The following is a 26,627-nucleotide window of genomic DNA, read 5'->3' on the forward strand; positions in this document are numbered from 1 at the left end:
CCGTTAACCGCGAAGCACCCAAGCGCCTGCTGCATTTGCGCCTTCGGGGCTAACCGTCGTATATCCACAACCCAATGGTTTCCGTGCCAATGGTTGGTGCCGGACCACAGGTCGAAGCGAGCAGGGGTAGAGAGATGGCGGCGAAATGGGCGCCGGATAGCTGGCGGACGAAGCCGATCAGCCAGATGCCGGAATACCCGGATCAGGCGAAGCTGCATGCGGTCGAGGACAAGCTCCGGGGTTACCCGCCGCTGGTCTTCGCCGGCGAGGCGCGGCGCCTGACGGAAGCCTTGGGCCAGGTTGCGGAGGGCAAGGCCTTCCTGCTGCAGGGCGGCGACTGCGCCGAGAGCTTCGCCGAGTTCTCCGCCAACAACATCCGCGACACTTTCCGCGTCCTGCTGCAGATGGCGGTGGTGCTCACCTTCGGTGCGGCGCTGCCCGTCGTGAAGGTCGGCCGCATGGCCGGCCAGTTCGCCAAGCCGCGCTCGGCCGCGACCGAAGTGATCGACGGCGTCGAGCTGCCGAGCTACCGCGGCGACATCATCAACGGCATCGACTTCACCAAGGAAGCGCGCACGCCGGATCCGGAACGCCTGGTGCAGAGCTACAACCAGTCTGCAGCCACGCTCAACCTGCTGCGCGCCTTCGCGCAGGGCGGTTTCGCGGACCTGCACAAGGTGCATCGCTGGAACCTGGACTTCGTCGCCGACAGCCCGCTCGGCCATCGCTACAAGGAGATGGCGGACCGCTTGAGCGAGACGCTCGATTTCATGGCCGCCTGCGGCATGACCTCGGAAAACGCGCCGCAGATCCGCGAGACCGAGTTCTTCACCAGCCACGAGGCGCTGCTGCTGCATTACGAGCAGGCGCTGACGCGCACCGACAGCCTCACCGGCAAGTGGTACGGCTGCTCGGCGCATATGCTCTGGATCGGCGACCGCACGCGGCAGCTTGACTCCGCCCATGTCGAATACATGCGCGGCATTCAGAATCCGATCGGCCTCAAATGCGGCCCGACCTCGGATCCGGATGAGCTCGTGCGCCTGATCGAGATCCTGAACCCGCAGAACGTGCCCGGCCGTCTCACCCTCATCGCCCGCATGGGCCATGACAAGGTCGAGGCCAAGCTGCCGCCGCTGGTCCGCGCGGTGCAGCGCTCGGGCGCCAAGGTGGTCTGGTCCTGCGACCCGATGCACGGCAACACCATCAAGTCCTCGACCGGCTACAAGACCCGGCCGTTCGACCGCATCCTCACCGAGGTGAAGACCTTCTTCGCGGTGCATCGCGCGGAAGGCTCCTATGGCGGCGGCGTCCATTTCGAGATGACCGGCCAGGACGTCACCGAATGCATCGGCGGCGCCAAGGCGGTCACCGAGGAGGCCCTGGCCGATCGCTACCACACCCATTGCGACCCGCGTCTCAATGCCACCCAGGCCCTCGAGCTGGCCTTCCTGATTGCCGAGCAGTTGAAAGCGGAGCGTGTTGGCCATGGACAGCGGATCGCCGCAGCCTCCTAAAGGACCGGCCGCCGGACCTTCGGAAAATTCTATTGCCGACTGGACGGATCACTACTTCCTGAAGACCAAGGCGACGGTGGCGCGCTTCGGCGATTCCACCGTCACCTATGCCGTCTTCATGCGCCGACCGGTGGTCTCGGCGCCGCGCCTGGCCTTTGACTGGCTGCAGTCGATCGCCAAGGAGCGCAATACCGAGTTCAAGGTCGATCTCATCTACCCGGAAGGGAAGTGGGTCGGTGCCGGCGAGCCGATCATGTACATCACCGGCTCGCTGGTGCATCTCTCGGACCTCGAGACCATCCTGCTGATGAAGCTGGGGCCGGCCTGCGTCGCCGCCTTCAACGCCTTCACCATGTGCGCCGATCTCCCTGCCGTCGCCTTCCTGGCGATGGACGCGCGCCACTGCGCCGGCCTGGAGATGGCGGAGATCATGGCCTATGCCGCCTCGGTCGGCTCGGCGCGGGCGAAGCGCAAGGTCGGCGCCAAGGGCTTCATCGGCAACGCCACCGAGGCGACCGCGCATTACTTCGGCCAGGAACACGCGCTCGGCACCATGCCGCATGCGCTGATCGGCTATGCCGGCTCGACCCTGCGCGCCGCCGAGATGTTCCACGAGACCTTCCCCGACCAGCCGATGACCGTGCTGGTCGACTACTTCGGCCGCGAGGTGACGGACTCCCTCACCGTGGCGCGCCGCTTCCCCACGCTCGCCGCCGAGGGCAAGCTCTCGGTCCGCCTCGACACCCCGGGCAGTCGCTTCGTCGAAGGCCTGGATCCGACCGCGTCCTACGCGGTGCTGGAGCGGCACGTGCCGCGCGTGCTGCGCGGCTATCGCTCCGAGCAGGAGCTGCGCCACCTGGTCGGCGCCGGCGTCTCGGCTTCCGCCATGTGGCACATGCGCGATGCCTTGAACCGCGAAGGCTTCCAGCGGGTGAAGATCGTCGCTTCCTCGGGCTTCGATCCGGCAAAATGCAAGGTGATGGCGGAGTCGCTGGCGCCGATGGACGTGATCGGCACCGGCTCCTTCCTGCCGTCGCGCTGGACCGAGACCTACGCCACCGCCGACATCATCGAATATGACGGCGTGAAACGCGTGAAGATCGGCCGCGAGTTCCTGTTCCGGAAGTCCGATGGCGATCGCTAGGGTCTGGAGCTGCCGCGCCGATCCCCGGGATCCCGACGCCTATCCCCGGCATTTCAAGGACAAGGTGCTGCCGGAGCTGGACGCCATCCCCGGCTTCCTCGGCGCCATGCTGATGCGCCGCGAGGTGGAGGGTGCGATCGAATACACCGTGCTGACTCGCTGGGTCTCCATGGACGTGATCCGCCGTTTCACCGGCCGCGACCTCCACGCCGCCGTGGTCGATCCCAACGTCGCGGCGAAGCTGATCGACTACGACAAGACCGTCACGCATTCCGAGATCATGGAAAAGTTCTGGTCGACGCGGTGAGGCGTCACTCGGCCGGCGCGGTCGCGAACGGGACCTCGCTCCAGACATAGCCCATCTCGTTGCTGTTGGGCTTGCGCGAGTATTCCAGCAGCCAGGTCTTGCCGGTCTTGGTATCGACCAGCATGTTGACCTTGGTGCGGCCATGGACCAGGTCGCGGTCCGGCTGGTCCAGGACCATGAGGATATAGCGGTTGCCGGCCGGCTCGATCACCGGCGTCGGCACCAGCTCGTCGGCATAGTTCTGGGCGAAAGCGGGGCCGGCGAGGCCGGTGCAGAACAGGGCAGCGAGGCCCGCAGACTTCAAAATACCCGTCACCATCTTCCTCCGAAACCGCCCCAAATGAATTGTCTCACCGCGCATCCAGGCCGGACAAGTATCAATTCCCGTGCCAAATACCCGTTAATCATGGCTGATCTGCCGGTTGGCCGCATTGAAACCCCCGGTTCCGGCCGGTAAGGTCGCTGGTCACACTCGAATCCTGGCAAAAATGACCGACACGCTGCGCATTTCCCTGGCCCAGTTCAACCCGACCGTCGGTGACGTCGCGGGCAATGCCGATCTGGTTCGCAAGGCCCGTAAACAGGCCGCCGCGGACCGGGCCGACCTCGTGATGCTGAGCGAGCTCTTCCTCTGCGGCTACCCGCCGGAGGACCTGGTGCTCAAACCCGCCTTCCAGCAGGCCTGCCGTGCCGCCGCCGAGCAGTTGGCGGTCGAGACCGCCGATGGTGGGCCGGCGGTGCTGCTCGGCCTGCCCTGGGTCGACGAGGGCAAGCTCTACAACGCGGTCGCGCTGCTGGACGGGGGCAAGGTCGCGGCGACCCGGTTCAAGGCCGATCTCCCGAACTACGGCGTCTTCGACGAGAAGCGCGTCTTCTCGGCCGGCGGCAACCAGAGCCCGATCAATTTCCGGGACGTGCGGCTGGGCCTGCCCATCTGCGAGGACATCTGGGGCTCGGAGGTGGTCGAATGCCTGGCGGAATCCGGCAGCGACATCCTGCTGGTGCCGAATGGCAGCCCCTATGAGCATGACAAGCTCGACGTCCGCACCAATCTGGTGAAGCGCCGGATCGAGGAGAACGGCCGCCCGATCGTCTATCTGAACCAGGTCGGCGGCCAGGACGAGGTCGTGTTCGACGGCGCCAGCTTCGTGATGAACGGCGACCAGCAGGTCCCCGTGCAGATGCCGGCTTTCGCGGAATCGCAGACGCTGACGGTCTGGAAGCGCAAGGGCAATAACGGCTGGGTCTGCGAGGCGGGCCTGATGGCGCCGCAGCCCTCGGTTATCGAAAGCGTCTACCAGGCGATGATGCTGGGCCTGCGCGACTATGTGAACAAGAACCGCTTCCCCGGCATCCTGCTCGGCCTCTCCGGCGGCATTGATTCCGCGATCTCAGCGGCGGTGGCGGTCGATGCCCTGGGCGCCGATCGGGTGCGCGCCTTCATGCTGCCGTCGCCCTATACCAGCGACGACAGCATCGAAGACGCGCAGAAATGCGCCGACCTCCTGGGCATTGTGCACGACACGATTCCGATCGAGCCGGCGATGCATGCCTTCGACACCATGACTCGCGACGTCTTCGCCGGCCGCGGTCACGACGTGACCGAGGAGAATATCCAGAGCCGCATCCGCGGCGTCACCTTGATGGCGATCTCCAACAAGCTGGGATCCATGCTGCTCACCACCGGCAACAAGTCGGAGATGTCGGTCGGGTATGCGACACTCTACGGCGACATGTGCGGCGGCTACTCGGTCCTGAAGGACATCTACAAGACCATGGTCTACAAGCTCTGCGACTGGCGGAACGCGCAGAAGCCGGCGAACGCGCTCGGCCCGAGCGGCGCCGTGATGCCGGAACGCGTCATCACCAAGGCGCCGACCGCCGAGCTCAGGCCGAACCAGACAGACCAGGACTCGCTGCCGCCCTACGATATCCTGGACGGCATCCTGGAATGCCTGATCGAGCACGAGATGACCGTCGACGAGATCGTGGCCAAGGGCTTCGAACGCGCGACCGTGCTCAGGGTCTGGCGCATGCTGGACCTCGCCGAGTACAAGCGGCGCCAAGCGCCGCCGGGGGTGAAGATCACCAGCCGGGCCTTTGGCCGCGATCGGCGCTACCCGATCACCAACGGCTTCAAAGCACCGAAACAGTGATGGATCGGTGATGGCCCTATGTCGATCCGTGTACGCTTCGCTCCAAGCCCGACCGGGCGGCTCCATGTCGGAAACATCTACGTCGCGCTGAACAACTGGCTGTTCGCGAAGAAGGCGGGCGGCCAGTTCCTGCTGCGGCTCGACGACACCGACCGCGAGCGCTCGACGCTCGCCTTCGCCGCGATCATCGAGGACGACCTCAAATGGCTCGGCCTCAAATGGGATGAGTTCGCACGCCAGTCCGACCGCATCGACACCTACGAGGCGGCGGCTACCAAGCTGAAGGCCGCCGGCCGCCTCTATCCCTGCTACGAGACGGCGGAGGAACTGGCGCTGCGCCGCAAGGTCCAGCTCTCTCAGGGCAAGCCGCCGGTTTATGACCGAGCCGCATTGAACCTCACCGATGCCGACCGCGCGAAGCTGGAAGCAGACGGTCGACGCCCGCATTGGCGTTTCAAGCTGGAATCCCGCAACGTCACCTGGAACGACCTGGTGCGCGGCGCCCAGCATATCGACGAGAGCAGCCAGTCCGACCCGATCCTGATCCGCGAGGACGGCACCTTCCTCTACACCTTGCCTTCGGTGGTGGATGACGTGGAGCTGAAGGTCAGCCACGTGATCCGCGGCAACGACCATGTCACCAACACCGCGACCCAGATCCAGATCTACGAGGCGCTGGGCGCCGCGGTGCCGACCTTCGCGCATCTGCCCTTGCTGGTCGATGCCGGCGGGGAGGGGCTGTCGAAGCGCCTCGGCTCGCTCTCGATCATGCAGATGCGCGAGGACGGCCTGGAGCCGATGGCGATCAACGCCTATCTGGCGCGGATCGGCACCGGGCATGCGGTGGAGCCGGTTCGCGCGCTCGACGCGCTGGTGACTGAGCACGATCTCTCGAAGTTCGGCAAGACTTCGCCGCGCTTCGATCCCGAGGAGCTGAGGCACCTCAACGCCCGCCTGCTGCACGCCATGAGCTTCGACGAGGTCAAGCCGCAGCTGGCCGCGCTCAACTTCGGTGGGGTCGATCCGGCGCTCTGGGATGCGGCGAAGGGAAACCTGGAAAAGATCGCCGACATCGCGCTCTGGCAGCAGATCTGCCGCTCGGAGATTGCGCCGGTGGTGGCGGATAGCGGCTTCGCGTCGAAAGCCGCCGAGCTGCTTCCCAGCGAGCCCTGGGACGCCGAAACCTGGAAGACCTGGACCCAGACCGTGCAGAAGAGCACCGGCAAGAAGGGTAAGGAGCTTTTCATGCCGCTGCGCCTGGCGCTCACGGGCTTGGATCACGGCCCGGAGCTGAAGGTATTGCTGCCCCTGATCGGCCGCGACCGCGCGCTCAGGCGGCTACGGGGGGAGCGGGCGTGATGGTCTCAATGCTGCATTATTCTCCGCCGTCATCCCCGGACTTGGTCCGGGGATCCACGCCTTTCTATCCTGCGGTACCCAAGGCGTGGATCCCGGCGCCCCCGTCCGCGAATGCGGACATTCGTCCGCGGGTCGCCGGGATGACGAGTTGTTGTTGTGGCTGCAACTGAGCACCCACGGCAACACTAGCAACGGAACCTCTTATGACCATCCACCTCCACAACACCCTGACCCGCGAGAAGCAGGTCTTCGAGCCGATCGACCCGAAGAACGTCCGCATGTATGTCTGTGGCCCGACGGTCTACGACTATGCGCATATCGGCAATGCGCGCCCCGTGGTGGTGTTCGACGTGCTGGCACGGCTGCTGCGGCACACCTACGGCCAGGATCACGTCACCTATGTCCGCAACATCACGGACATCGAGGACAAGATCATGGAAGCCGCGAAGCAGAACGGCGAGACCATCGAGCAGGTCACCAAGCGCACCACCCAGTGGTACCACGACGACATGCGTGCGCTCGGCGCCCTGCCGCCGGACCAGGAGCCGCGCGCGACCGAGTATGTCGGCCAGATGATCGCGATGATCGCGACGCTGGAGAAAAAAGGCCACGCCTATGCGGCGGAGGGCCACGTTCTCTTCAACGTGCCGTCGATGGAGGAATACGGCAGGCTCTCCAAGCGCAGCCTCGATGACCTGATCGCCGGCGCGCGGGTGGAAGTCGCGCCCTACAAGAAGCACCCGGCGGATTTCGTGCTGTGGAAGCCGAGCAGTGCCGACCAGCCGGGCTGGGATTCGCCCTGGGGCCGCGGCCGGCCGGGCTGGCATATCGAATGCTCGGCGATGTCGGGCGAGATCCTCGGCGAAGTCTTCGACATCCACGGCGGCGGGCTCGACCTCATCTTCCCGCATCATGAGAACGAGATCGCGCAGAGCCGCTGCGCCCATGGCACCCAGGTCATGGCACGCTACTGGCTGCACAACGGCTTCGTGCAGGTGAACGGCACCAAGATGTCGAAGTCCCTCGGCAACTACTTCACCGTGCATGAGCTGCTGGAGGAGGGTCATCGCGGCGAGGCAATCCGCTTCGCGCTGCTGTCGGCACATTACCGCCAGCCGATCGACATCACCCGCGACGGCCTCAAGGAGGCGAAGACGGCGCTGGACCGTCTCTACACGGCGCTGCAACGCGCCGAGGTCGATGCGACGCCGCAAGCGAACGACCACATCCTCGCGGCTTTGGCGGACGATCTCAACACGCCGCTCGCCATCTCCGAGATGCACGATCTCGCCTCGAAACTGAACAAGGCTGAGAGACCGGAAGAGAAGAAGGCCATGAAATCCGCCTTGCTGGGTGCCGGCGTCTTGCTCGGCCTGCTGCAGCAGGATCCGGCGGCCTGGTTCCAGGCCAGCGGTGGCGGGCTGGACGCGGCGGAGATCGAACGCTTGATCGAGGCGCGAAAAGCGGCGCGCAAAGCCAAGGACTTCGCCGGGGCGGATCGGATCCGCAAGCAGCTCGGCGATGCCGGCATCATCCTCGAGGACGGGCCGGCGGGCACGACCTGGAAGCGGGCATAGCCCCGGCGGTTTTCTGCGGCCGAGACTCCATTTGCGCCCATGGAACAAAAGGAGTACTATTGTCTCTTGGCATCGTCATCGGCCAAAGCCTCGCCCGCGCGCTTGCATGGACAGTGCATGTACGAAATGAGGCATAGCCGGCCCGGCTGAAGACGTTTTTCTAGAATTTCCAGGGCGTTGGCCCACTATGCGGCGCCGAGGTCGGGTCGGGGGTAAAGACTGGGCGGGCCATCCGGCTGCTGCGCTAGGCGTCGGCCGGCACGCCGTGCTCCAGGCCTTCGCCGGGCGTCGCGGCCGGCGGACGCAGCAGGTTGCGCTCCACGCTTTCGAGGTGGCGGCGCATCGCCGCGGCGGCGCGGTCGAGATCGCGGTCGGCGATCGCGCTGACGATCGCCTCGTGCTCGGCGAAGGAGTGGTGATCCGGCGCCGGCTTCACCTTGTTGACCCGGAGCCGGCCCCAGACCAGCGCGCGACGCACGGCGTTCAGGGTGTCGAGCAAAGCGAGGAGCAGGGCGTTCTGTGTGGACTCCGCGATCACGCGGTGCAGGCGGTTGTCCCAGGCTTCGTATTGCCGCCAGGTCTGCGCGGCGCGGCATTTCTGCAGGCAGAGCCGCATCTCGGCGACATGCTCCGAGGTGGCGTTGAGGGCCGCCATGCGCGCGACCTCCGGCTCCAGCAGCAGCCGTGTGCGCATCGCCTCCGCGGGGTTGGTGCGCTTGGTGATCGCGGCAACGTCGGCATGGCTGTCGATCGGCCGGCTGCCGATGAAAGTGCCCTTGCCGACATGGCGCCAGATCTGGTTCTCGGCCTCGAGCACCGCCAGCGCCTTGCGCAAGTCGGCGCGGCCGACGCCGAGGGCCTGCGCCAGCTCGCGCTCGGCCGGCAGGCGGCTGTCCACGGGGAGCTCGATATTGGCGAGATAGGCGCGCAGCCGCGCCAGCGCTTCGTCGGATCCGATCATCTCCATCCTCAACCAATCGAGTAATTGGTTGTCGAAATATCCACGAATATCCCAGGAAATTCAAGTCTATCTGCGATGCACGCTTGCGCCATTTGGAAACCAATATAAGAATGGTCGACACCAAGCCAGAGCCACAAGGCTCATCGCAGCAACGGCAAGTGGGAGGAGGAGAAGATGCAAATCAGGGATATCACCCGGGTGCTCGGCGCGGCCTTGGTCGCGGCGTCGCTCGCCTTCGGCGCAGCGGCGGCACCCGCATCTGCGGAGGGCAAGATCCGGATCGCCTTCGGCGACATCGCCACGGTGGAGACGCTGAACTTCCTGATCGCCATCGAGCGCGCCAAGGAGCGCGGCGTCGATGTCGAGGTAACCTTCCTGAAGTCGGAGGACGTCGCCTCGCAGGCGGTGGTCGGCGGCCAGTCCGATATCGGCGTCGGCACGCCTTACGCGCTCATTCAGAAGGTGAAGGCGCCGATCCGGCTGTTCTACCAGATGAGCAACCTGCGCTTCTTCCCGGTGGTCAACACCGAGTTCTACAAGAGCTGGAAGGATCTCGACGGCCAGGAGATCGCCGTGCATGCCCGCGGCTCCGGCACCGAGGCCATCATGAAGCTGATGGCGCAGAAGAACGGCATCACCTACAGCAACATCTCCTACGTGCCGGGCTCGGAAGTGCGCGCCGGCGCCCTGCTCCAGGGCAACGTCAAGGCCTCGATCGTCGATTCCACCAACAAGAAGCTGCTGGACTCCAAGGCACCGGGAAAATTTGCGGTGCTGCCGATGGAAGGCGTCAACGCCACCGATGAGGCGCTCTATGCCAACACCGAGTTCCTGAAGGCGCAGGCGCCGGCGGTGGAGATCCTGGTCGAGGAATTGCTGAAGACCTGGCGCGAGATCAACGCCAATCCCGCGGTCGTCGCCGATCTGCGGAAGAAGTATAATCTGCTGCCCGACCTGCCGGCGGATCTCGAGGGCGAGGTCGTGCCGTATTATGAGGAGTCGGTGGCGAACAAGGCCTTCCCGGCAGACGGCGGCAGCGAGGCGGCGGTGAAGGACGACTTCGCCTTCTACAGCCTCGCTGGCCAGATCGAAGGCGATCCATCCGGCCTCAAGGTCGAGGACTTCTGGACCTTCGAGCCGCTGAAGAAGGCCTCGGCCAAGGTCGGCCAGTAAGCCGACAGCGGAAGAGCAATGATGGACGTCAGGGTCGAAGACATCGTCGCCGCGCAGATTGCCGCGGAGCCCGGTGAAAAGCGGCGCAGCCGCCGCCAGCTGTTGTGGTGGCGGCTGGCGTCCATCGCTTTGTTCTGCGGCGCCTGGGAAGCGGCGGGGCGGGTGCCGATCAATCTCGCCTTTCCGACCTTTTCCGATACCGTGCTCGTCTTCGGCCGCATGGTCGTCGACGGATCGATCTTCAAGGCCTATTTCCTCACGCTGCAGCCGCTGGTGATCGGCGTAGTCCTCTCGGCGGTGATCGGCGTCTCGGCCGGCGTCGCCATGGGCCTCAGGAAGAGCGTCGAATGGGCGGCGGCGCCCGTCTTCATCGTGTTGCAGGCCGCACCGGTCGCCGCCTTGATCCCGATGGTCACCTTCATCTACGGCATCGGCATGACCGCGAAGGTGATCTCGGTCTGCCTGCTGGCGCTGCCGGTGATCGTGCTGAACTCCTACAAGGCGGTCGCCAACGTCAACCCGTCGCTGGTCGCGATGTGCCGCTCCTTCCTCGGCAGCCGGATGCAGCAGATCGTGAAGATCATCCTGCCGGACGCCAGCCCGGTGATCTTCGCCGGATTGCGGCTCGGCATCTCCGCCGGCTTCATCGGCATCATTCTCGCCGAGCTGCTGATCACCCCGACCGGGATCGGCGACCTCATCACCTATCACCGCGCGGTGGCGAACTACGCCGAGATGTATGCCGTGATCGCCTCGATCATCATCTTCTCCGCCGCCACCCTCAGTCTGTTGCAATGGGCCGAACGGACCATGTTCCGGCCGGAAAAGAGCAGGGCATAGAAATGGTTGCCGCCAAACGCGTCGTCTCGATCCACCCCGCGGCCCAGGATGCCCAGGCCCCCGGCATCATCGCGGTCCGCGGCATCAACAAGGTCTATCCCGGCGGCGTGCATGCGCTCAAAGACATCGATCTCGACTTTCCGTCGGGTGCGTTGACCACGCTGCTCGGCCCCAGCGGCTGCGGCAAGACCACGCTCCTGAAGATCATCGCCGGCCTTCTGGCGCCGACCGCGGGCGAGATCCTGGTCAAGGGCGAGAAGGTCACCGGCCCCGGACCGGAGCGCGCCTTCGTGTTCCAGGATTTCGCGCTGATGCCCTGGGCGACGGTGCTGCGCAATGTCGCCTTCGGCCTCGAGCTCCGTGGCGTGCCGTTGAAGCAGCGCAACGAGATTGCGCGCACGCATATCGCCGAGGTCGGACTTTCGGGCTTCGAGGAGAAATATCCGCACGAGCTTTCCGGCGGCATGCGCCAGCGAGTCGGCCTGGCGCGGGCGCTGGCGGTCGAGGCCGACGTGCTGCTGCTGGACGAGCCCTTCTCCGCAGTGGACGAGCAAACCCGACGCAAGTTCCAGGAGGACCTGCTGCGGCTGCGCGAGGTCGAGAAGAAGACCTTCATCTTCGTCACCCACAGCATCGAGGAGGCGGTCTATCTCTCCGACCGCATCGTGCTGCTGTCGCGCCGACCCGGACGCATCGAGCAGGTGATCGCGCCCAGGATCGACCGTTCCGGCACGCCCGACGAGATCCGCCGCGACCGCGCCTATCTCGATACGGTCGAGGAGATCTGGCAGGGCCTGCGGCAGTTCGTGGATTGATGCCATGAACCTGTTCGGCTACCGCCTGCCGATGATGTCTTCGCTGCTGCTCTGGATCGCGGTCTGGGAGATCGTCGGCCGCACCGAGGCCGTGCTGCTGTTCCCGCCGTTCAGCGGCGTGGTGATGAGCCTCGGCGAGCTGGTCTATTCGCCGAAGTTCTGGACGGCGACCTGGACCACCTTGCGCGCCTTCAGCATCGGCATGGTGCTGGCGATCCTGGTCGGCGTGGCACTCGGCATCCTGATGGGACGGGTGAAGGCGGCCGAGAACCTGCTCGGCATGTGGGTCAATGTCTTCGTCAGCGCGCCGCTCTCGGCCCTGGTGCCGGTGCTGATGATCCTGTTCGGCATGGGCGAGACCACGATCGTGGTCAGCGTCTTCCTGTTCGCGGTCTGGATCATTGTGCTCGACACCCAGGCCGGCGTGAAGAGCGTCGCGCCCTCGCTGATCGAGATGAGCCGCAGCTTCGGCGCGAAGCCGCCGGCGCTCTATTCCAAGATCATCTTCTGGGCGGCCTTGCCCGAGATCCTGGCGGGAATCCGGCTGGGTTTCATCCGGGGCGTTAAGGGCGTCGTGATCGGCCAGCTGCTGGTCTCTATCATCGGCTATGGCGAGCTGTTCGAGCTCTATTCGCGCAACTTCCTGATGGAGGAGTTCTGGGCGCTGACCCTGGTCCTGTTCGCCTTCGCCCTGATCGTCGCCGAGCTGATCGGCGTGCTTGAGAAACGCATCGAATTTTACGCGGGAGTGAGACAATGAATATTCAGACGACCGACGCGCGCTATGTCTTCGCGCCGTCTCCGGTGCCGGCGCTGCCGATCAAGGGCAGCGACAAGCTGTTTCCCGTGCACCGGATCTATTGCGTCGGCCGGAACTATGCCGAGCATGCGATCGAGATGGGCCATGATCCGAACCGCGAGGCGCCGTTCTTCTTCCAGAAAAACCCGGACACCCTGGTGATGAATGACGGCGTGTTTCCCTATCCGGATGCCTCGAAGGACGTGCACCACGAGCTGGAGATGGTGGTGGCGCTGAAATCCGGCGGCAAGGACATCCCGGTGGACAAGGCGCTCGACCATGTCTTCGGCTATGCGGTCGGGCTCGACATGACCCGCCGCGACCTGCAAGGCGAGGCGAAGAAGGCGGGGCGGCCCTGGGAAGTCGGCAAGGCCTTCGAGGCCGCCGCACCCTGCTCCGAGCTGGTGGCGGCCTCCGAGATCGGCCATCCGGCGAGGGGCGCCGTCACGCTCAAGGTCAACGGCGCGTTGAAGCAGCAGGGCGATCTCAACCAGCTGATCTGGAAAGTGCCGGAGATGATCGCCTATCTCTCCGGCCTGTTCGAGCTGAAGGCCGGCGACCTCATCTATTCCGGCACCCCAGCCGGCGTCGGCCCGGTCAAGAAGGGCGACAAGCTCGTGGGCGCGGTCGAGGGCATCGGCGAGCTGCGGATCACGGTCGGGTAGGAACCCGAAGCCGTTCCGGCGTATTGATCACCGCGAGGGTGAGAGGTGAGTCGGAGCGGTCGATGCTCAAGCGTGAAGACCAGGACCGCGCGGAACGGCGGCTCGAGCGGCTGATCGCGAAACTGCCGCCGCGCATGATGGGCTTCGTCCATTGGCTGCGCGATCCCCAGCGGTTCTGGCTGCGGGTGCCGCTGGGCATCCTGTTCGTGCTCGCCGCCTTCGCGTGGTTTCTTCCGGTCCTCGGGCTATGGATGGCGCCGCTCGGTATCGTCCTGCTCGCACAGGACTTCGCCCCGTTGCGGCGCCTGGTTTATCGCCTGATCAACTGGACCGCCCGACGCCGCCCGCATTGGTTCGGCGAGCAGGCGGCCTGAGCCCTAGTCGTAGCCACCGAGCAGCTTCGCGGTCGCTTCCAGATCCGCTTCGCCGAGCACAACTTGCGCCAGCTTCTCGCCGTTCAGCGCGGCGAACTTGTAGCCGTGGCCGGAGCAGCCGCTGAACAGGATCAGGCGCTCGCGGCGCTGCAGCTGGAAGCGGTCGTCGGGGGCGTTCGTGTAGAAGCAGGTCTTCATGTAGAGCCTGCGGTAATCCGCGACATCGGGGAGCGAATAGCGGAAGAAGGCGCGGATCGCCTGATCCTCATTCTCGTCGAGCGCGACGTCGCGGTCGGGATCGCCGCGGCGGCGGTGGTCGGGCCCGCAGATCTTCATGTCGCTGCCCTCGACCGGCGGCAGGATGTAGCAGCCGCTCTCGCCGCCGAGATCGACGATGACCGGCGTCTCGGCCCAGGCCGCCGTCCATTTGGCGGGCGGCGCGACGTAGAGCACGGCCTGGCGATAGGTCACGAGCGACGCGGCGAAGTCGGGAAAGAGCTTCGAGGCCCAGGCACCGCCGGAGAAGATCACGCGGTCGCCGAGGAAGACGGCGCCGCTCTCGGTCTCGACGCGGCCGACCGCGGGGTCGACCCTGACCACTTTCTCGCGCGGCACCAGGCTGACGCCGCTCTGCCGGAGCGCGAGCGCCAGATCGGTGGCGATGCGGTCGGGGAACAGAGCGCCGCCGCGATCGGTGAAGATGCCGGTGGCGCGGTCGGGAAACTGGAACTGCGGCAGGCGCCGGCGGAGCTCGGCCACATCCCAGAGATGATAGGGAATGCCGAGCCGGTCGAGCCCTGCGCGGCCGCGGTCGCTCCAGTCGCCGGGATCGTTGGAGACCGCGAGCACGCCGGTCTCGGCGAGATGCTTGCGGCCCAAGCGCTCCCACAGCCGGTCCCAGGCCGCGAAGGCATGGTCCACCAGCCGGGCATAGGCATCCGACCCGGGATACATGTGGCGGATGATGCGGTGCTGGTCGAAGGAGGCGGCGCGCGGGTGCGGGATCTCGCCTTGCTCGATCAGGGTGACGTTGCAGCCTTTTTCGGAGAGCCGGAGCGCCGCGACCATGCCGGCGGCGCCGGCACCGATGACGACAACCTGCAAGATCAGCGCCGCTCGGCGAAGGCCAGGCGCAAGGCCAGGCCGACGAAGACCAGGGCGGTGAAGCGGTTGAGCCAGCGTGCGAAGCGTTCGGAGCCGCGCAGCATCGAGGCGGCGGCACCCGCCGAGACCGCGACGATGCAGTTCACCGTGGTGCCGCCGATGTTGAAGATGAGGCCGAGCACCAGGATTTGGACCGCCACCGAGCCGCGCGCGGGATCGACGAATTGCGGCAGGAAGGCGAGGATGAACAGCGCGACCTTCGGATTGAGCAAGTTGGTGAGCGCGCCCTCGGCGAAGACCCGGCCGGTGCTCACCGGCGGCAGATTCTTCAGGGCCACGGCCTTGGCACTGGCGCGGATCGCCTTCCAGGCGAGGTAGAGGAGATAGAGCGCCCCGCCGATCTTGATCGCGACGAAGGCGGCCTCGGACTGGGCGACCAGCGCCGCCACACCGAAGGCGGCCAGCAGGCTGTGGGCGAAGGAGCCCGCGGCCACCCCGAAGCTGGCGGCGATGCCGGCCGACCGGCCCTGGGTCGCCGAGCGGGCGATCACGTAAGTCATGTCGGCGCCGGGCGTCAGGTTGAGCGCCAGGGCGGCGGCCAGGAAGGGCAGAAGGTTCGCGAAATCAGGCATTTGGCGCTTATCTTGGGAGGTTAGCTTGACCCCCAAGGTTCCATATGCTGAAAACCGGGTCAATCTCGATGGCGACCTGAAACATGTCCGACGACAAGCGCGTCTATCTGTTCGACACGACCCTGCGCGACGGGGCGCAGACCCAGGGCGTCGACTTCAATGTCGGCGACAAGCAGGCTCTGGCGGCGGCGCTCGACCGGCTGGGCGTGGATTATGTCGAGGGCGGCTGGCCCGGCGCCAACCCGACCGACGACGCCTTCTTCGGCAACGCGCCGCGCTTCAAGCGCGCCAAGTTCGTGGCCTTCGGCATGACCCGCCGCCCTGGCCGCAGCGCCGCCAACGATCCCGGCCTCGCCGCGCTCTTGAACGCCAAGACCCATGCGGTCTGCATGGTGGGGAAATCCTGGGACTTCCATGTCGATGTGGCGCTGGCGATCCCGCGCGCCGAGAACGTCGCCATGATCGCGGAGAGCGTGGCGCATGCGAAGGAGCGGGTGGCGGAAGTCATGTTCGACGCCGAGCATTTCTTCGACGGCTACAAGAACAACCCGGCCTATGCGCTGGAATGCGCCGAGGCGGCCTTCAAGGCGGGTGCGCGCTGGATCGTGCTCTGCGACACCAACGGCGGCACCTTGCCGCATGAGATCGAGCGCATCGTCGGTGAAGTGACAGCGAAGATTCCCGGCAGCCATCTCGGCATCCATTGCCACAACGACACCGAGAACGCGGTTGCCAACTCGCTGGCGGCGGTCAGGGCCGGCGTGCGCCAGGTGCAGGGCACCTTGAACGGCCTCGGCGAGCGCTGCGGCAATGCCAATCTCGTCTCGCTGATCCCGTCCCTGATGCTGAAGACCGAGTTCAAGACCGGACTCGACGACGACGACCTGAAGCAGATCACGCATCTCTCGCGTCTGCTGGACGAGCGCCTCAACCGCGCGCCTTCGCGCAGCGCCGCCTATGTCGGCGAATCCGCTTTCGCGCACAAGGGCGGGCTGCATGTCTCCGCGGTCGAGAAGGACCCAAGGACCTACGAGCATATCGAGCCCGGCGTGGTCGGAAACCGCCGTCACATCGTCGTCTCCGACCAATCGGGCCGGGCCAATATCCTGGCGCGCTTCCGCGAGATCGGGCTGGAGATCAACCCGGATGATCCCAAGGTCGCGGCGCTGGTCGAGACGGTGAAGCTCCGCGAATACGACGGCTATGCCTATGACGGCGCGGAGGCCAGCTTCGAGCTGCTGGCGCGGCGCGGGCTCGGCACGGTGCCGGATTACTTTAAGCTGGCGCGGTTCCGGGTGATGGACGAGCGGCGCTGGAACGTGCGCGGCGAGCTCGTCACCGAATCCGAGGCGACCGTGACCCTCGACGTCCATGGCGAAGACATGATGACGGTCGCGACCGGCAATGGCCCGGTGAACGCCCTCGACACCGCCTTGCGCAAGGCACTGACGCCGCTCTATCCCGGCCTCTCCGATATGCGCCTGGTGGACTTCAAGGTCCGCATCCTGACGCCGCAGGCCGGCACCGAGGCGGTCACCCGCGTGATGATCGAGAGCGCCGATGCCAGCGGTGAGCGCTGGAGCACGGTCGGCGTCTCCACCAACATCATCGACGCCTCCTACGAGGCGCTGAACGACGCCTTGACCTGGAAGCTGCTGAAGCTGGCGCAAGCCTCCGCCGCGCAATGACCGAACGGGGCATCCCGCCGGCGGTGATCCTGGTGGAGCCGCAGCTGGCCGAGAATATCGGCACCGCCGCGCGCGCCATGCTGAATTGCGGCCTCACCGATCTCCGCCTGGTCAACCCGCGCGATCCCTTCCCGAGCGAGCGGGCGACAGCCGCTTCGGTCGGCGCCTTGGACATCATGCCGCCGGTCCGCATCTTCGAGAGCACCGCTGCCGCGGTCGCCGACCTGCAGATGGTCTATGCGACCACCGCGCGGGAGCGGAAGATGGTGAAGCCGATCCTCACGCCGCGCGCGGTGGGCCAGAAGGCGGTCGAAGCGGGGCGGGCCGGGCGCAGGGTCGGCATCCTGTTCGGCAAGGAGCGCACCGGGCTCGAGAAGGACGACGTCGCCCTGGCCGATGCGGTCGTCACCGTGCCGCTGAACCCCGAGTTCACCTCGCTCAACCTCGCCCAGGCGGTGCTGCTGATCGGCTACGAGTGGTATCAGGCGGGGGACGCGACGCCGGCGCGGGTGCTGGAGACCCATGGCGCGGAACCCGCGACCAAGGAGGAGCTCTACGGCTTCTTTGCCCATTTCGAGAAGGCGCTGGACGAATGCGGCTTCCTCCGGAACGAGGAGGCGCGGCCGAACATGATCCGGAACCTGCGCAACATGTGGGGCCGGGCCGAGCTCACCGAGCAGGAAATCCGGACCCTCCATGGCGTGGTCAAGGAACTGACCACGCTCCGGGAGAAAAAGCGGCCTTAGATCAGCGGCTTAGCCTGCTTGACTTGGGGTTTTTGGTCGCTATGATCCGCCCGCTCCCGCGCCGGATAGGTCCAAAGCCGATCCAGCCGCCGCGTAACAGCGGGCCGGACAGCCGGGACATGAACAACATCGTAACCAAGCGAGAAAGAAGGATTTCCGCATGTCCGATAAGCGTGGCGAAGCCAAGCACAAAATCGACCGCCGGCTTGGCGTCAATCTCTGGGGCCGCGCCAAGAGCCCCGTCAACAACAACCGCGATTACGGCCCGGGCCAGCACGGCCAGCGCCGCAAGAAGCCGACTGACTTCGGCATCCAGCTGATGGCGAAGCAGAAGCTGAAGGGCTATTACGGCTCGATCGGCGAGCGCCAGTTCCGCGGCCTCTACCAGGAAGCCTCGCGCCGTCGCGGTGACACCTCCGAGAACCTGGTCGGCCTGCTCGAGCGCCGCCTGGAGACCGTGGTCTACCGCGCCAAGTTCGTGCCGACCGTGTTCGCCGCCCGCCAGTTCGTCAACCACGGCCATGTGAAGGTCAACGGCAAGCGCGTCAACATCGGCTCCTACCAGGTGAAGGAAGGCGATGTGGTCGAGGTCCGCGAGCGCAGCCGCGATATGGCGCTGGTGCTGACCGCCGTGCAGTCCAACGAGCGCGACGTGCCGCAGTATATCGAAGCCGACCACAAGAAGATGTCCGCGAAGTTCGTGCGCACCCCGCAGCTCGCCGACATCCCGTATCCGGTGGCGATGGAGCCGCACCTGGTCGTCGAATTTTATTCGCGCTGATCCGGCCCTGGATCATCGCTTCGAGACGCGAAGGCCGGCACCGTATGCCGGCCTTTTGCTTTAGGCGAGGAACCGCATGACCCAGCACCATCGCATCCTGATCACCGGCGCCGCGGGCAATCTCGGGCGAGTCCTCCGCGAGCGTCTGCGCGGCAGCTTTCCCGTCCTGCGCCTCTCCGACCGCGACGAGATGGCGCCGGCGGAAGCGGGCGAGGAGGTGGTGCGCTGCGACCTCGGCGATGCCGATGCGACGGCGCGGCTCTGCGAAGGCGTCGATGCGATCCTGCATTTCGGCGGGCGGTCGCTGGAGGGGAGCTGGCCCGAGGTGATCGGCCCCAACATCCTGGGCGCGATCAATCTCTGGGAGGGCGCGCGGCTGGCTGGGGTCGAGCGCATCGTCTTCGCGAGCTCGAACCATGTGGTCGGGCTCTATCGCCGCAGCGAGACGCTCGACCATCACGTTACGCCGCGCCCCGACGGCCGCTACGGCCTCTCCAAGGCCTTCGGCGAGGACCTGGCCGCGCTCTATGCCTATAAGCACGGGATCAAGGCCTTCTGCATGCGGATCGGTTCCTGCTTCGCCAAGCCCAGCAACCAGCGCATGCTCTCGACCTGGCTGTCCTTCCCGGATTTCGAGCGGCTGGTGCGGGTGGGCCTCACCGCCGACTATCTCTTCGAGATCGTCTACGGCCAGTCGCGCAACAGCCGTGCCTTCTGGGACAACGGCAACGCCACTCGGCTGGGCTATGACCCACAGGACAATGCCGAGGTCTTCGCCGCCGCGGTCGAAGGCAAGGTCAGCGGCAACCCGCTGAGCGACCTGCTCCAGGGCGGTGATTTCGTGCCGCCGGATTTCTCCGGCGACCTCGAAAAGCTCTGACCTTCAGCCCGCCGCGTGGGCGACGTTGACGCCGAGGTCATAGACCAGCTGGCCGCCGTAATAGGCCGTGGTGGTGACCAGTGCCGCACCGGCGACCTCGACCAGCGAGACCAGAAGTGCGCCGGCGCCCGTCAGGCGCAGGTCGCGCCACCAGAGGCCGAGGCGGATGACGGCCCAGATCGCGAAAGCCACCGCGGTGGCCTCGCCGAGGGCCTCGTGCATTTCGGCGATGTCGCTGTGGAAGCCGCCGGACTCGGCAAACTCCAGCGCGGCGTCGCCCATGAAGTAAGAACCGATCGCGAAGGCGCCGGCCGCCAGCGCCAGGCCGAGCGACAGATTGGCCAACCCCCCGCGTCCCGTGATGATCCGGCCCCGCGCCGCGGCGACGAGATCGACCACCGCCAGGGTGATGAAGAAGACGATGGGGAAATGGACGAGAATGGGATGGATGTGCTGGATCGAAAGCATTCTGAATCTCCGCAATGTGAACCGGCTATTCCATGTCAGGTTGGCCTGACATAAAGCTGACGGTTGTCAGAAACGACAATCAGTTGCATCCTGGGTTGACGGGGACAAAAAGCGAAAACAGGGAAGACCATGCTCATTCTGGTGACCGGTGCGACCGGCAAGGTTGGACGGACTTTCATCGATGCCTTGCGCGCCGACCCGAAGTGGAAGGCGGCGAAGATCCGGGCGCTCTGCCACAACCGTGCGCTGCCTGAAGACGAGCGGCTCTCGGTGATCAAGGGCTCGATCGCCGACCGCGCCATCGCAGAAGCGGCGATGCGCGACGTGACCCATGTCGTGCATCTCGCGACCTGCAAGGAGACGCCGGAGGACGTGGTGGACGTCGCCGTGGGCGGCCTGTTCTGGCTGCTGGAGGCCTTCCGCCAGAGCCGGACCGCGCAGCGCTTCATGCTGATCGGCGGCGACGCTGCGATCGGGCATTTCTTCTACAAGCATCCCGGGCCGATCACCGAGGCCGTGCCGCACATGGCTTATCCCGGCTGCTACGCCCTCTCCAAGGTGCTGGAGGAGGTGATGCTGCAGCAATACATCATCCAATACGGGATCGACGGCTGCACCTTGCGCGCGCCCTGGATCATGGAGAAGGACGATTTCAAATACACGCTCTCCTTCGGCGACGACGTGTTCGGCGGTCCGGTCTGGAAGGACCTGGTGCCGGCGGCGGATGCGAAGCGCTATGCCGAGACCGGCACGGTGCCGCTGCTGCTCGACGCCGACGGCAAGCCGTTGAAGCGCAACTTCGTGCATGTGACCGATCTGGTGGCGGCGATGGTCGCGGCGCTCGACCATCCGCGGGCGAAGCAGCAGCTGTTCAACATCTGCATGGACGAGCCGGTGGACTACGGCGCGGTCGCCCAGCACCTGCAGAAGACCCGCGGCCTGCCGTCGGTGGAGATCCCGAGCCAGTACCAGTCGAACTGGATGGACAATGCCAAGGCCAAGGACTTCCTCGGCTGGCGGCCGCAGGTCGATCTGGCGAAGCTGATCGACGGCGCCTACGACTACAAGCGCAGCGCGGATGATCCGCGCAAGGTCTGGTATCCGGGGTGATACTTCCTTTCAAGAGATCGCCGGGTCAGGCCCGGCGATGACGAACTCTTCAATTCGTCATGCGCGGACTTGTCCGCGCATCTGGTGCCACTTGGCGAGAGATCGCCGGGTCAAGCCCGGCGATGACGGTCTAAGTGAGCGTCGATCCGCGCCAGATACCCAGACTTCTCTTCGTCGGTGAGGAACGCGCCGCGGAAGCTGTTGGCGGCGATGTCGGCGAGTTCGGCGCGGGTGAGGTTCAGCGCCTCTGCCGTCTGGAGGTAGTTTTCCTGGAGATAGCCGCCGAAATAGGCGGGGTCGTCGGAATTGATCGTCACCTTGACGCCGGCTTCATAGAGCCGGCGCAGCGGGTGCTCGGCCAGGGTCTTCACCGTGCAGAGCCGGACGTTGGAGAGCGGGCAGACGGTGAGGGTGGTGCCTTCCTCGGCCAACCGCCGGATCAGCGCGTCGTCGTCGATCGCGCGGATGCCGTGATCGATGCGCTCGACCTTCAGCACGTCGAGGGCGTCGCGGACGAAGGCGGCGGGACCTTCCTCGCCGGCATGGGCGACGAGGCGCAAGCCCTTGTCCCTCGCGGCGGCGAAGAGGCGTTCGAAATCGGCCGGCGGGAAGCCGACCTCGGAGGAATCGAGGCCGAGGCCGGCGATCTTGTCCAGGAATGGCTCGGCTTGGGCCAGCATCTTGAGGCCGGGTTCCTCGCCGAGATGGCGCAGACAGCAGATGATGATCTTGGATCGGATGCCGTGCCGCTTCTCGGCCGTCGCCATGCCGTCGAGCACGCCGCCCAGGGCCTCGCCGAACGGGACGCCGCGGTCGGTATGGGTCTGGGGGTCGAAGAAGATCTCGGCATAGACCCCGCCGTCGGCAGCAAGGCGGTCGAAATAGGCCTCGGTCAGGGCGGCGAAGTCTTCACGGTGGAGGAGGACGCCGGCCGCCATGTAGTAGAGGTCGAGAAAGCTCTGCAGGTTGTCGAAGTTGTAGGCTGCGACCACCTCTTCGACGCTGCGATAGGGCAGCTTCACGCCGTTCTTGGCCGCGAGGCGGAACATCAGCTCGGGCTCGAGGCTGCCTTCGATATGGAGATGCAGCTCGGCCTTGGGCAGGCCACGGATGAAAGTGCTGAGGGCGCTGTGGGTCATGGAGGCGGGATAACACGACCGCGGCCCGCAGTCCAAGCGCGGCGCCGGACGCTTTTTCGGTGTTGGTCCAACGCAGACGGGGTCCGCTGATGCCGCCGCTCGAAAACAGGCTAAGTCACTGTCGATGAAAATATTTCTCATTCAGACGCGGGAGGCGGATGCTGCATTCCGTCTGCGTCAGGTCTGCGTTGTGGCTCTGTCTGGGTCGGTCTGCGTTGCTGGTTCTGTCTGCGTCGGGTCTGCGATGCAGTGCAGCAAAGGGAGCATGTCATTCGAGCCGTGCGACGCGAAGCAGCCTTCCTGCGTCCCGCAGTCGCCGGATTCCGTACATGCACTGTACATGCAAGGGCGCGCGTTCATTGACGGTCCGCATGGGCGCCGAATAGCCATGCAATCTTCGACGATGAACACGACGCGCCATGCAAGATCGACATGAAGACTGTTTTCTGTGCGGGTCGGGTGCGGGTGGCGCAGGCATATCGCCGGCGTCCGTGGTGCATTCACGATTTCAAACAGCGTCTGCCCTCGCACTGAGGAGGTCGGAGGCAGGCGAGGATTATAGCATGACCGTGCCCAATTCTCTACTGCGTCGGCAATCCACGTTATGATGCTGAATTCGGGAGTATGCAGGAGCGGAAGCGGAAGCGAGGTGACGAATTTGTTCGGGCTTCTCTATAGCTCGTCATCCTCCGCGAAGGCGGAGGATCCACGAGTTTCTGTCGCGCGCTTGATGCAAACTCGTGGATGGTCCGCCTTCGCGGACCATGACGATCCCTGAGAAGGATCGTCAGTTGCGTCCGCTGAGCAAACCCCGGGCGACGACCTGGGCCCGGCGGCGCCTTCGAAGGTCTCGAGAGTTTGCGCGTAGCAGTGGACGGGCGGCGACCATCACCGGATAATACAGCGTCGAGCTACGATCCTGCAGCGGACGATAGGGTTGGAGTGCATGGACAAACCGGTACCAGAATTTGTGATTCGGCTTGCGAGTGTGTCTATTGGTCGACCCGAGCTAGAAAGCGCGCTCGGGTTCGGTCTTGATAGGTTTGAGCCAACCCGAGAAGAACCTGGACACTATGCTCAGGTAAGTATGAGCGAGACTGCGGACCAATGGTCCGAAGTGGTTACTTTTCTTGAACAAGTCGGGCCCAAAATCGCAAGTCTCATCAGCCTGAATCTGATCGGTTCAGCCAGCATGGACTTTGAGGTCTTCATTCCGATTGAGGACGCCGCCAATTTCATGGTGCACGTTCCAGCGGAAGTTGCTTCGCTCGCCGGTCAGAATCGGCTCGCTGTCGAGCTGTCCATCTATCCATTGTTTCGAAGAAGAGGCTGACAGATCAGTTCCGCCCGCTCAGCAGTCCGCGGGCGACGACCTGGGCCTGGATCTCGGCGGCGCCTTCGAAGATGTTGAGGATGCGCGCGTCGCAGAGGACGCGGCTGATCGGGTATTCCTGGGCGTAGCCGTTGCCGCCGTGGATCTGCAGGGCGTTGTCGGCGTTGGACCAGGCGGTGCGCGCGGCCAGCAGCTTGGCCATGCCGGCGGGGATGTCGCAGCGGCGGTCGCTGTCCTTCTCGCGGGCGGCGAAATAGGAGAGCTGGCGGGCGATCATGGTCTCGACTGCCATCCAGGCCAATTTGCCGGAGATGCGCGGGAAGGCGTAGATCGGCTTGCCGAACTGGATGCGCTCCTTGGCGTATTTGAGGCCGAGCTCCATGGCGCATTGCGCGACGCCGACCGCACGGGCCGCGGTCTGAATGCGGGCGCTCTCGAAGGTCGCCATCAATTGCTTGAAGCCTTCGCCCTCGGCGCCGCCTAGCAGGTTCTCGGCCTTCACTTCGAAGCCGTCGAAGGAGAGTTCGTATTCCTTCATGCCGCGATAGCCGAGGACCGGGATCTCGCCGCCCTTCATGCCCTTGGCGGGGAAGGGATCGGTTTCAGTGCCGCGCGGCTTCTCGGCGATGAACATCGAGAGGCCGCGATAGTCGGTCGAGTTGGGATCGGTGCGCGCCAGCAGGGTCATCACGTCGCTGCGCGAGGCATGGGTGATCCAGGTCTTGTTCCCGGTCACCTTGTAGACGTCACCGTCCTTCGCGGCGCGGGTGCGCAAGCTGCCGAGATCGGAGCCGGTGTTGGGCTCGGTGAAGACCGCGGTCGGCAGGATCTCGCCTGAAGCGAGCTTCGGCAGCCAATGCTGTTTCTGCGCCTCGGTGCCGCCGAGGCGGATCAGCTCGGCCGCGATCTCCGAGCGGGTGCCCAAGGAGCCGAGGCCGATATAGCCGCGCGACAGCTCCTCGGTGACCACGCACATCGCGAGCTTGCCGAGCCCGGCGCCGCCGAAATCCTCCGGCACCGTCAGGCCGAACACGCCCATCTCGGCGAGCTGCTCGATCACGGCGATCGGGATCAATTCGTCTTTCAGATGCCATCGATGCGCATCCTCGCGATGCGCTTCGGCGAAGGCGTGGAACTGGTCGCGGACAATGGTGAGCGCCTCGTCGTCGAGCGCCGCTTCGCCGAAATTTCCGTCGGCGATCCGCGCGGCGAGGGCGGCACGGGCTTCCGCGGAGTTGCCGATCGAGATCAGGTCCGGGATCGCCTCCAGCGGATGCAGGTCGTTGCCCGTGAGGCCGAGGTCGGCGGGACGCACGATCTCGCCTTGGCTCATCGGGAAGCCGCCGCCGATCTGGGCGAGATACTCGCCGAAGCCGATCTGCAGGATCAGCGCCTCGGTCTCACCGAAGCGGGTTGTCTCGTTGAGGCGCTCGGCCCAGGAGAGCAGCTGCGCCAAGGCCGTCGCGTAGGTGGCGAGCCAGGCAAAGCCATGGGCGGCGAACTGCGCGCGGTCGAAGGCGGCGCTGTCGATCTTGCCGCCGGAGGTGACGCGCGCGGCGACGGTGCGGCGCGCGGTCTCGACGATGGTCTCGGCGGCGTTGAGGCCGACGTGACACCGTTCAAGCAAATTCGGCAGCAAGGGTGTGGCTGCCGCGCTATCGGCAGCCTTAACAGCCATTTGCGCCGACATCACTCTTTCCCCACTTAGTCTTCTTGGCAGTCTTCTATGGTGCGCCGGCCGGGCCGCTTGGCCTGGACCAGCACCGCCATGTTGCCGGGCTTGTGCTGGTTCTTCCACATCTTCATGTGGGCGAGCGGGATGTCCTCCCAGGAGAAGACCTCGGACATGCAGGGATCGATGCGGCGCTCGACCACCAGGTGGTTGGCCTGGCTGGCCTGCAAGAGGTTGGCGAAATGGCTTCCTTGGATGCGCTTCTGGCGCATCCAGACGAAGCGCGCGTCAAAGGTGATGTTGTAGCCGGTGGTGCCGGCGCAGAACACGACCATGCCGCCGCGCTTCACCACGAAGCAGGAGACCGGGAAGGTCGCTTCGCCGGGATGCTCGAAGACGAAATCGACGTCGATGCCCTTGCCGGTGATGTCCCAGATCGCCTTGCCGAAGGCGCGGCACTTCTTCATGTACTCGGCATAGGTCGCGGCGTCGTCGACATCGGGGAGCTGGCCCCAGCAGTCGAAGTCGTTGCGGTTGATGACGCCCTTGGCGCCGAGCTGCATGACGAAGTCGCGCTTCGATTCGTCGGAGATGACGCCGATCGCATTGGCGCCGGCGGTGGAGATGAGCTGCACCGCCATCGAGCCGAGGCCGCCCGAGGCGCCCCAGACCAGCACGTTGTGACCGGGCCGCAGGATATGCGGGCGATGGCCGAACAGCATGCGATAGGCGGTCGCCAGCGTCAGGGTGTAGCAGGCGCTTTCCTCCCAGGTGAGGTGCTTGGGGCGCTCCATGAGCTGGCGGCCCTGCACCCGGCAGAACTGGGCGAAGGATCCGTCCGGGGTCTCGTAGCCCCAGATGCGCTGCGAGGGCGAGAACATCGGGTCGCCGCCGTTGCACTCCTCGTCGTCGCCGTCGTCCTGGTTGCAATGGACCACGACCTCGTCGCCGACCTTCCAGCGCTTCACGCGAGAGCCGATGGCCCAGACGATGCCGGCGGCGTCGGATCCGGCGATGTGATACTCGGCCTTGTGCACGTCGAAGGGGGAGATCGGCTTGCCCAAGCCCGCCCAGACGCCGTTGTAGTTGACGCCGGCGGCCATCACCATGACCAGGACCTCGTCAGCCTCGAGCTTCGGCGTCTCGACCACCTCGACCTGGAACGACTTGTCGGGCGGACCATGGCGCTCGCGACGGATCGCCCAGGCGTACATCTTCGCAGGCACGTGCCCCAGCGGCGGGATCTCGCCGAGCTCGTAGAGCTCCTTCGGCGGGGGACCTTTCGGCGCTTCGCCCGCGGTCTTCTTGGTCATCGGAATGACGACGGCATTGTCACTCATTGAAGCCTGCTCCCATGGCCCAGAGACGCTCAAAATTAATTCGCAGG

General features: G+C 65.5%; 26 protein-coding genes. 18 read left to right on the forward strand and 8 right to left on the reverse strand.

What is annotated here, in order from left to right; translation table 11 throughout:
* The first annotated feature begins 134 nt into the window (after positions 1-134).
* The 3 genes from ACYQ4T_RS06465 to ACYQ4T_RS06475 are packed head-to-tail and all read left to right on the forward strand — an operon-like array spanning position 135 to position 2,968.
* Positions 135-1,517, forward strand: a complete 1,383-nt coding sequence (locus ACYQ4T_RS06465) for a class II 3-deoxy-7-phosphoheptulonate synthase (protein WP_459851605.1) — start codon at positions 135-137, stop codon at positions 1,515-1,517.
* Positions 1,489-2,661, forward strand: coding sequence for a nicotinate phosphoribosyltransferase (locus tag ACYQ4T_RS06470; protein WP_459851608.1), 1,173 nt, complete (start codon positions 1,489-1,491; stop codon positions 2,659-2,661). The genes ACYQ4T_RS06465 and ACYQ4T_RS06470 overlap by 29 nt, the downstream gene beginning before the upstream one ends.
* The gene (locus tag ACYQ4T_RS06475; RefSeq protein WP_459851610.1) at positions 2,648-2,968 is read left to right on the forward strand and encodes an antibiotic biosynthesis monooxygenase family protein; all 321 of its coding nucleotides are present in this window, start codon (positions 2,648-2,650) and stop codon (positions 2,966-2,968) included. Before ACYQ4T_RS06470 ends, ACYQ4T_RS06475 begins: the two co-directional genes overlap by 14 nt.
* Before the next feature lie 4 nt (positions 2,969-2,972).
* Here the strand turns inward: ACYQ4T_RS06475 and ACYQ4T_RS06480 are convergent, their stop codons facing one another.
* Positions 2,973-3,287 (reverse strand): hypothetical protein, encoded by a 315-nt coding sequence (locus ACYQ4T_RS06480; RefSeq protein ID WP_459851612.1) that lies wholly within the window; start codon positions 3,285-3,287, stop codon positions 2,973-2,975.
* Between the two features lie 169 nt (positions 3,288-3,456).
* Between ACYQ4T_RS06480 and ACYQ4T_RS06485 the strand changes: the two genes are divergently transcribed.
* The 3 genes from ACYQ4T_RS06485 to cysS all read left to right on the forward strand — a co-directional run bounded on the left by ACYQ4T_RS06485 (position 3,457) and on the right by cysS (position 8,060).
* Entirely contained in the window at positions 3,457-5,124 is a 1,668-nt protein-coding gene (locus ACYQ4T_RS06485) for an NAD+ synthase (protein WP_459851614.1), read from the forward strand.
* A gap of 18 nt (positions 5,125-5,142) precedes the next feature.
* Positions 5,143-6,483 (forward strand): glutamate--tRNA ligase, encoded by a 1,341-nt coding sequence (gene gltX, locus ACYQ4T_RS06490; protein ID WP_459851616.1) that lies wholly within the window; start codon positions 5,143-5,145, stop codon positions 6,481-6,483.
* 203 nt (positions 6,484-6,686) lie between these two features.
* Positions 6,687-8,060 carry a cysteine--tRNA ligase gene (gene cysS / locus ACYQ4T_RS06495; protein ID WP_459851619.1) on the forward strand — a complete coding sequence of 458 codons (1,374 nt, stop codon included), beginning with the start codon at positions 6,687-6,689 and terminating at the stop codon, positions 8,058-8,060.
* Positions 8,061-8,304: 244 nt separating this feature from the next.
* Here cysS and ACYQ4T_RS06500 read toward each other — a convergent pair whose 3' ends face one another.
* The gene (locus tag ACYQ4T_RS06500; RefSeq protein ID WP_459851621.1) at positions 8,305-9,021 is read right to left on the reverse strand and encodes a FadR/GntR family transcriptional regulator; all 717 of its coding nucleotides are present in this window, start codon (positions 9,019-9,021) and stop codon (positions 8,305-8,307) included.
* A gap of 174 nt (positions 9,022-9,195) precedes the next feature.
* Here ACYQ4T_RS06500 and ACYQ4T_RS06505 point away from each other — a divergent pair, with 174 nt between their 5' ends.
* The 6 genes from ACYQ4T_RS06505 (at position 9,196) to ACYQ4T_RS06530 (ending at position 13,687) form a co-directional block, all read left to right on the forward strand.
* Entirely contained in the window at positions 9,196-10,194 is a 999-nt protein-coding gene (locus ACYQ4T_RS06505) for an ABC transporter substrate-binding protein (protein ID WP_459851624.1), read from the forward strand.
* An 18-nt stretch (positions 10,195-10,212) separates the two neighbouring features.
* Positions 10,213-11,034, forward strand: a complete 822-nt coding sequence (locus ACYQ4T_RS06510; RefSeq protein WP_459851626.1) for an ABC transporter permease — start codon at positions 10,213-10,215, stop codon at positions 11,032-11,034.
* 2 nt (positions 11,035-11,036) lie between these two features.
* Positions 11,037-11,849 (forward strand): ABC transporter ATP-binding protein, encoded by an 813-nt coding sequence (locus ACYQ4T_RS06515; protein ID WP_459851629.1) that lies wholly within the window; start codon positions 11,037-11,039, stop codon positions 11,847-11,849.
* A 4-nt stretch (positions 11,850-11,853) separates the two neighbouring features.
* A complete protein-coding gene (locus ACYQ4T_RS06520) occupies positions 11,854-12,609 on the forward strand; it encodes an ABC transporter permease (protein ID WP_459851632.1) in 756 nt (251 codons plus the stop codon).
* The gene (locus tag ACYQ4T_RS06525) at positions 12,606-13,313 is read left to right on the forward strand and encodes a fumarylacetoacetate hydrolase family protein (protein ID WP_459851634.1); all 708 of its coding nucleotides are present in this window, start codon (positions 12,606-12,608) and stop codon (positions 13,311-13,313) included. Before ACYQ4T_RS06520 ends, ACYQ4T_RS06525 begins: the two co-directional genes overlap by 4 nt.
* Before the next feature lie 62 nt (positions 13,314-13,375).
* Positions 13,376-13,687, forward strand: a complete 312-nt coding sequence (locus ACYQ4T_RS06530) for a thiol-disulfide oxidoreductase DCC family protein (protein ID WP_459851637.1) — start codon at positions 13,376-13,378, stop codon at positions 13,685-13,687.
* A gap of 3 nt (positions 13,688-13,690) precedes the next feature.
* Here the strand turns inward: ACYQ4T_RS06530 and ACYQ4T_RS06535 are convergent, their stop codons facing one another.
* Together ACYQ4T_RS06535 and ACYQ4T_RS06540 are read right to left on the reverse strand one after the other, a co-directional pair.
* On the reverse strand, positions 13,691-14,791 hold the full coding sequence (locus ACYQ4T_RS06535; protein ID WP_459851640.1) for an FAD-dependent oxidoreductase: 1,101 nt from the start codon (positions 14,789-14,791) through the stop codon (positions 13,691-13,693).
* Positions 14,792-14,793: 2 nt separating this feature from the next.
* Positions 14,794-15,423, reverse strand: coding sequence for a LysE family translocator (locus tag ACYQ4T_RS06540; RefSeq protein WP_459851643.1), 630 nt, complete (start codon positions 15,421-15,423; stop codon positions 14,794-14,796).
* An 83-nt stretch (positions 15,424-15,506) separates the two neighbouring features.
* Here ACYQ4T_RS06540 and cimA point away from each other — a divergent pair, with 83 nt between their 5' ends.
* The 4 genes from cimA (at position 15,507) to ACYQ4T_RS06560 (ending at position 19,518) form a co-directional block, all read left to right on the forward strand.
* Positions 15,507-17,111, forward strand: a complete 1,605-nt coding sequence (gene cimA, locus ACYQ4T_RS06545) for a citramalate synthase (protein WP_459851646.1) — start codon at positions 15,507-15,509, stop codon at positions 17,109-17,111.
* The gene (locus ACYQ4T_RS06550; RefSeq protein WP_459851648.1) at positions 17,108-17,857 is read left to right on the forward strand and encodes an RNA methyltransferase; all 750 of its coding nucleotides are present in this window, start codon (positions 17,108-17,110) and stop codon (positions 17,855-17,857) included. The genes cimA and ACYQ4T_RS06550 overlap by 4 nt, the downstream gene beginning before the upstream one ends.
* A gap of 160 nt (positions 17,858-18,017) precedes the next feature.
* The gene (rpsD, locus tag ACYQ4T_RS06555) at positions 18,018-18,638 is read left to right on the forward strand and encodes a 30S ribosomal protein S4 (protein ID WP_459851650.1); all 621 of its coding nucleotides are present in this window, start codon (positions 18,018-18,020) and stop codon (positions 18,636-18,638) included.
* Positions 18,639-18,714: 76 nt separating this feature from the next.
* Positions 18,715-19,518 (forward strand): NAD-dependent epimerase/dehydratase family protein, encoded by an 804-nt coding sequence (locus tag ACYQ4T_RS06560; RefSeq protein WP_459851652.1) that lies wholly within the window; start codon positions 18,715-18,717, stop codon positions 19,516-19,518.
* A 3-nt stretch (positions 19,519-19,521) separates the two neighbouring features.
* Here the strand turns inward: ACYQ4T_RS06560 and ACYQ4T_RS06565 are convergent, their stop codons facing one another.
* A complete protein-coding gene (locus ACYQ4T_RS06565) occupies positions 19,522-19,986 on the reverse strand; it encodes a DUF2231 domain-containing protein (RefSeq protein WP_459851654.1) in 465 nt (154 codons plus the stop codon).
* 129 nt (positions 19,987-20,115) lie between these two features.
* Here ACYQ4T_RS06565 and ACYQ4T_RS06570 point away from each other — a divergent pair, with 129 nt between their 5' ends.
* The gene (locus ACYQ4T_RS06570) at positions 20,116-21,096 is read left to right on the forward strand and encodes an NAD-dependent epimerase/dehydratase family protein (RefSeq protein WP_459851656.1); all 981 of its coding nucleotides are present in this window, start codon (positions 20,116-20,118) and stop codon (positions 21,094-21,096) included.
* Positions 21,097-21,206: 110 nt separating this feature from the next.
* Here ACYQ4T_RS06570 and ACYQ4T_RS06575 read toward each other — a convergent pair whose 3' ends face one another.
* Positions 21,207-22,235: an adenosine deaminase gene (locus ACYQ4T_RS06575; protein ID WP_459851658.1), complete on the reverse strand. Its 1,029-nt coding sequence runs from the start codon at positions 22,233-22,235 to the stop codon at positions 21,207-21,209.
* Between the two features lie 946 nt (positions 22,236-23,181).
* Here ACYQ4T_RS06575 and ACYQ4T_RS06580 point away from each other — a divergent pair.
* A complete protein-coding gene (locus tag ACYQ4T_RS06580; protein ID WP_459851660.1) occupies positions 23,182-23,568 on the forward strand; it encodes a hypothetical protein in 387 nt (128 codons plus the stop codon).
* Between the two features lie 4 nt (positions 23,569-23,572).
* Here the strand turns inward: ACYQ4T_RS06580 and ACYQ4T_RS06585 are convergent, their stop codons facing one another.
* The gene (locus ACYQ4T_RS06585) at positions 23,573-25,246 is read right to left on the reverse strand and encodes an acyl-CoA dehydrogenase family protein (RefSeq protein ID WP_459851662.1); all 1,674 of its coding nucleotides are present in this window, start codon (positions 25,244-25,246) and stop codon (positions 23,573-23,575) included.
* Positions 25,247-25,272: 26 nt separating this feature from the next.
* Entirely contained in the window at positions 25,273-26,553 is a 1,281-nt protein-coding gene (gene ccrA, locus ACYQ4T_RS06590) for a crotonyl-CoA carboxylase/reductase (protein ID WP_459852050.1), read from the reverse strand.
* Positions 26,554-26,627 lie beyond the last annotated feature (74 nt).

It is taken from the genome of Dongia sp. agr-C8 (assembly GCF_054658695.1).

Bases quoted from the DNA above. Each gene is read 5' to 3' on its own strand.
- ACYQ4T_RS06465 (WP_459851605.1), top strand. From the start codon at position 135: ATGGCGGCGAAATGGGCGCCGGATAGCTGGCGGACGAAGCCGATCAGC.
- ACYQ4T_RS06470 (WP_459851608.1), top strand. From the start codon at position 1,489: ATGGACAGCGGATCGCCGCAGCCTCCTAAAGGACCGGCCGCCGGACCT.
- ACYQ4T_RS06475 (WP_459851610.1), top strand. From the start codon at position 2,648: ATGGCGATCGCTAGGGTCTGGAGCTGCCGCGCCGATCCCCGGGATCCC.
- ACYQ4T_RS06480 (WP_459851612.1), bottom strand. From the start codon at position 3,287: ATGGTGACGGGTATTTTGAAGTCTGCGGGCCTCGCTGCCCTGTTCTGC.
- ACYQ4T_RS06485 (WP_459851614.1), top strand. From the start codon at position 3,457: ATGACCGACACGCTGCGCATTTCCCTGGCCCAGTTCAACCCGACCGTC.
- gltX (WP_459851616.1), top strand. From the start codon at position 5,143: ATGTCGATCCGTGTACGCTTCGCTCCAAGCCCGACCGGGCGGCTCCAT.
- cysS (WP_459851619.1), top strand. From the start codon at position 6,687: ATGACCATCCACCTCCACAACACCCTGACCCGCGAGAAGCAGGTCTTC.
- ACYQ4T_RS06500 (WP_459851621.1), bottom strand. From the start codon at position 9,021: ATGATCGGATCCGACGAAGCGCTGGCGCGGCTGCGCGCCTATCTCGCC.
- ACYQ4T_RS06505 (WP_459851624.1), top strand. From the start codon at position 9,196: ATGCAAATCAGGGATATCACCCGGGTGCTCGGCGCGGCCTTGGTCGCG.
- ACYQ4T_RS06510 (WP_459851626.1), top strand. From the start codon at position 10,213: ATGATGGACGTCAGGGTCGAAGACATCGTCGCCGCGCAGATTGCCGCG.
- ACYQ4T_RS06515 (WP_459851629.1), top strand. From the start codon at position 11,037: ATGGTTGCCGCCAAACGCGTCGTCTCGATCCACCCCGCGGCCCAGGAT.
- ACYQ4T_RS06520 (WP_459851632.1), top strand. From the start codon at position 11,854: ATGAACCTGTTCGGCTACCGCCTGCCGATGATGTCTTCGCTGCTGCTC.
- ACYQ4T_RS06525 (WP_459851634.1), top strand. From the start codon at position 12,606: ATGAATATTCAGACGACCGACGCGCGCTATGTCTTCGCGCCGTCTCCG.
- ACYQ4T_RS06530 (WP_459851637.1), top strand. From the start codon at position 13,376: ATGCTCAAGCGTGAAGACCAGGACCGCGCGGAACGGCGGCTCGAGCGG.
- ACYQ4T_RS06540 (WP_459851643.1), bottom strand. From the start codon at position 15,423: ATGCCTGATTTCGCGAACCTTCTGCCCTTCCTGGCCGCCGCCCTGGCG.
- cimA (WP_459851646.1), top strand. From the start codon at position 15,507: ATGTCCGACGACAAGCGCGTCTATCTGTTCGACACGACCCTGCGCGAC.
- ACYQ4T_RS06550 (WP_459851648.1), top strand. From the start codon at position 17,108: ATGACCGAACGGGGCATCCCGCCGGCGGTGATCCTGGTGGAGCCGCAG.
- rpsD (WP_459851650.1), top strand. From the start codon at position 18,018: ATGTCCGATAAGCGTGGCGAAGCCAAGCACAAAATCGACCGCCGGCTT.
- ACYQ4T_RS06560 (WP_459851652.1), top strand. From the start codon at position 18,715: ATGACCCAGCACCATCGCATCCTGATCACCGGCGCCGCGGGCAATCTC.
- ACYQ4T_RS06565 (WP_459851654.1), bottom strand. From the start codon at position 19,986: ATGCTTTCGATCCAGCACATCCATCCCATTCTCGTCCATTTCCCCATC.
- ACYQ4T_RS06570 (WP_459851656.1), top strand. From the start codon at position 20,116: ATGCTCATTCTGGTGACCGGTGCGACCGGCAAGGTTGGACGGACTTTC.
- ACYQ4T_RS06575 (WP_459851658.1), bottom strand. From the start codon at position 22,235: ATGACCCACAGCGCCCTCAGCACTTTCATCCGTGGCCTGCCCAAGGCC.
- ACYQ4T_RS06580 (WP_459851660.1), top strand. From the start codon at position 23,182: ATGGACAAACCGGTACCAGAATTTGTGATTCGGCTTGCGAGTGTGTCT.
- ACYQ4T_RS06585 (WP_459851662.1), bottom strand. From the start codon at position 25,246: ATGGCTGTTAAGGCTGCCGATAGCGCGGCAGCCACACCCTTGCTGCCG.
- ccrA (WP_459852050.1), bottom strand. From the start codon at position 26,553: ATGACCAAGAAGACCGCGGGCGAAGCGCCGAAAGGTCCCCCGCCGAAG.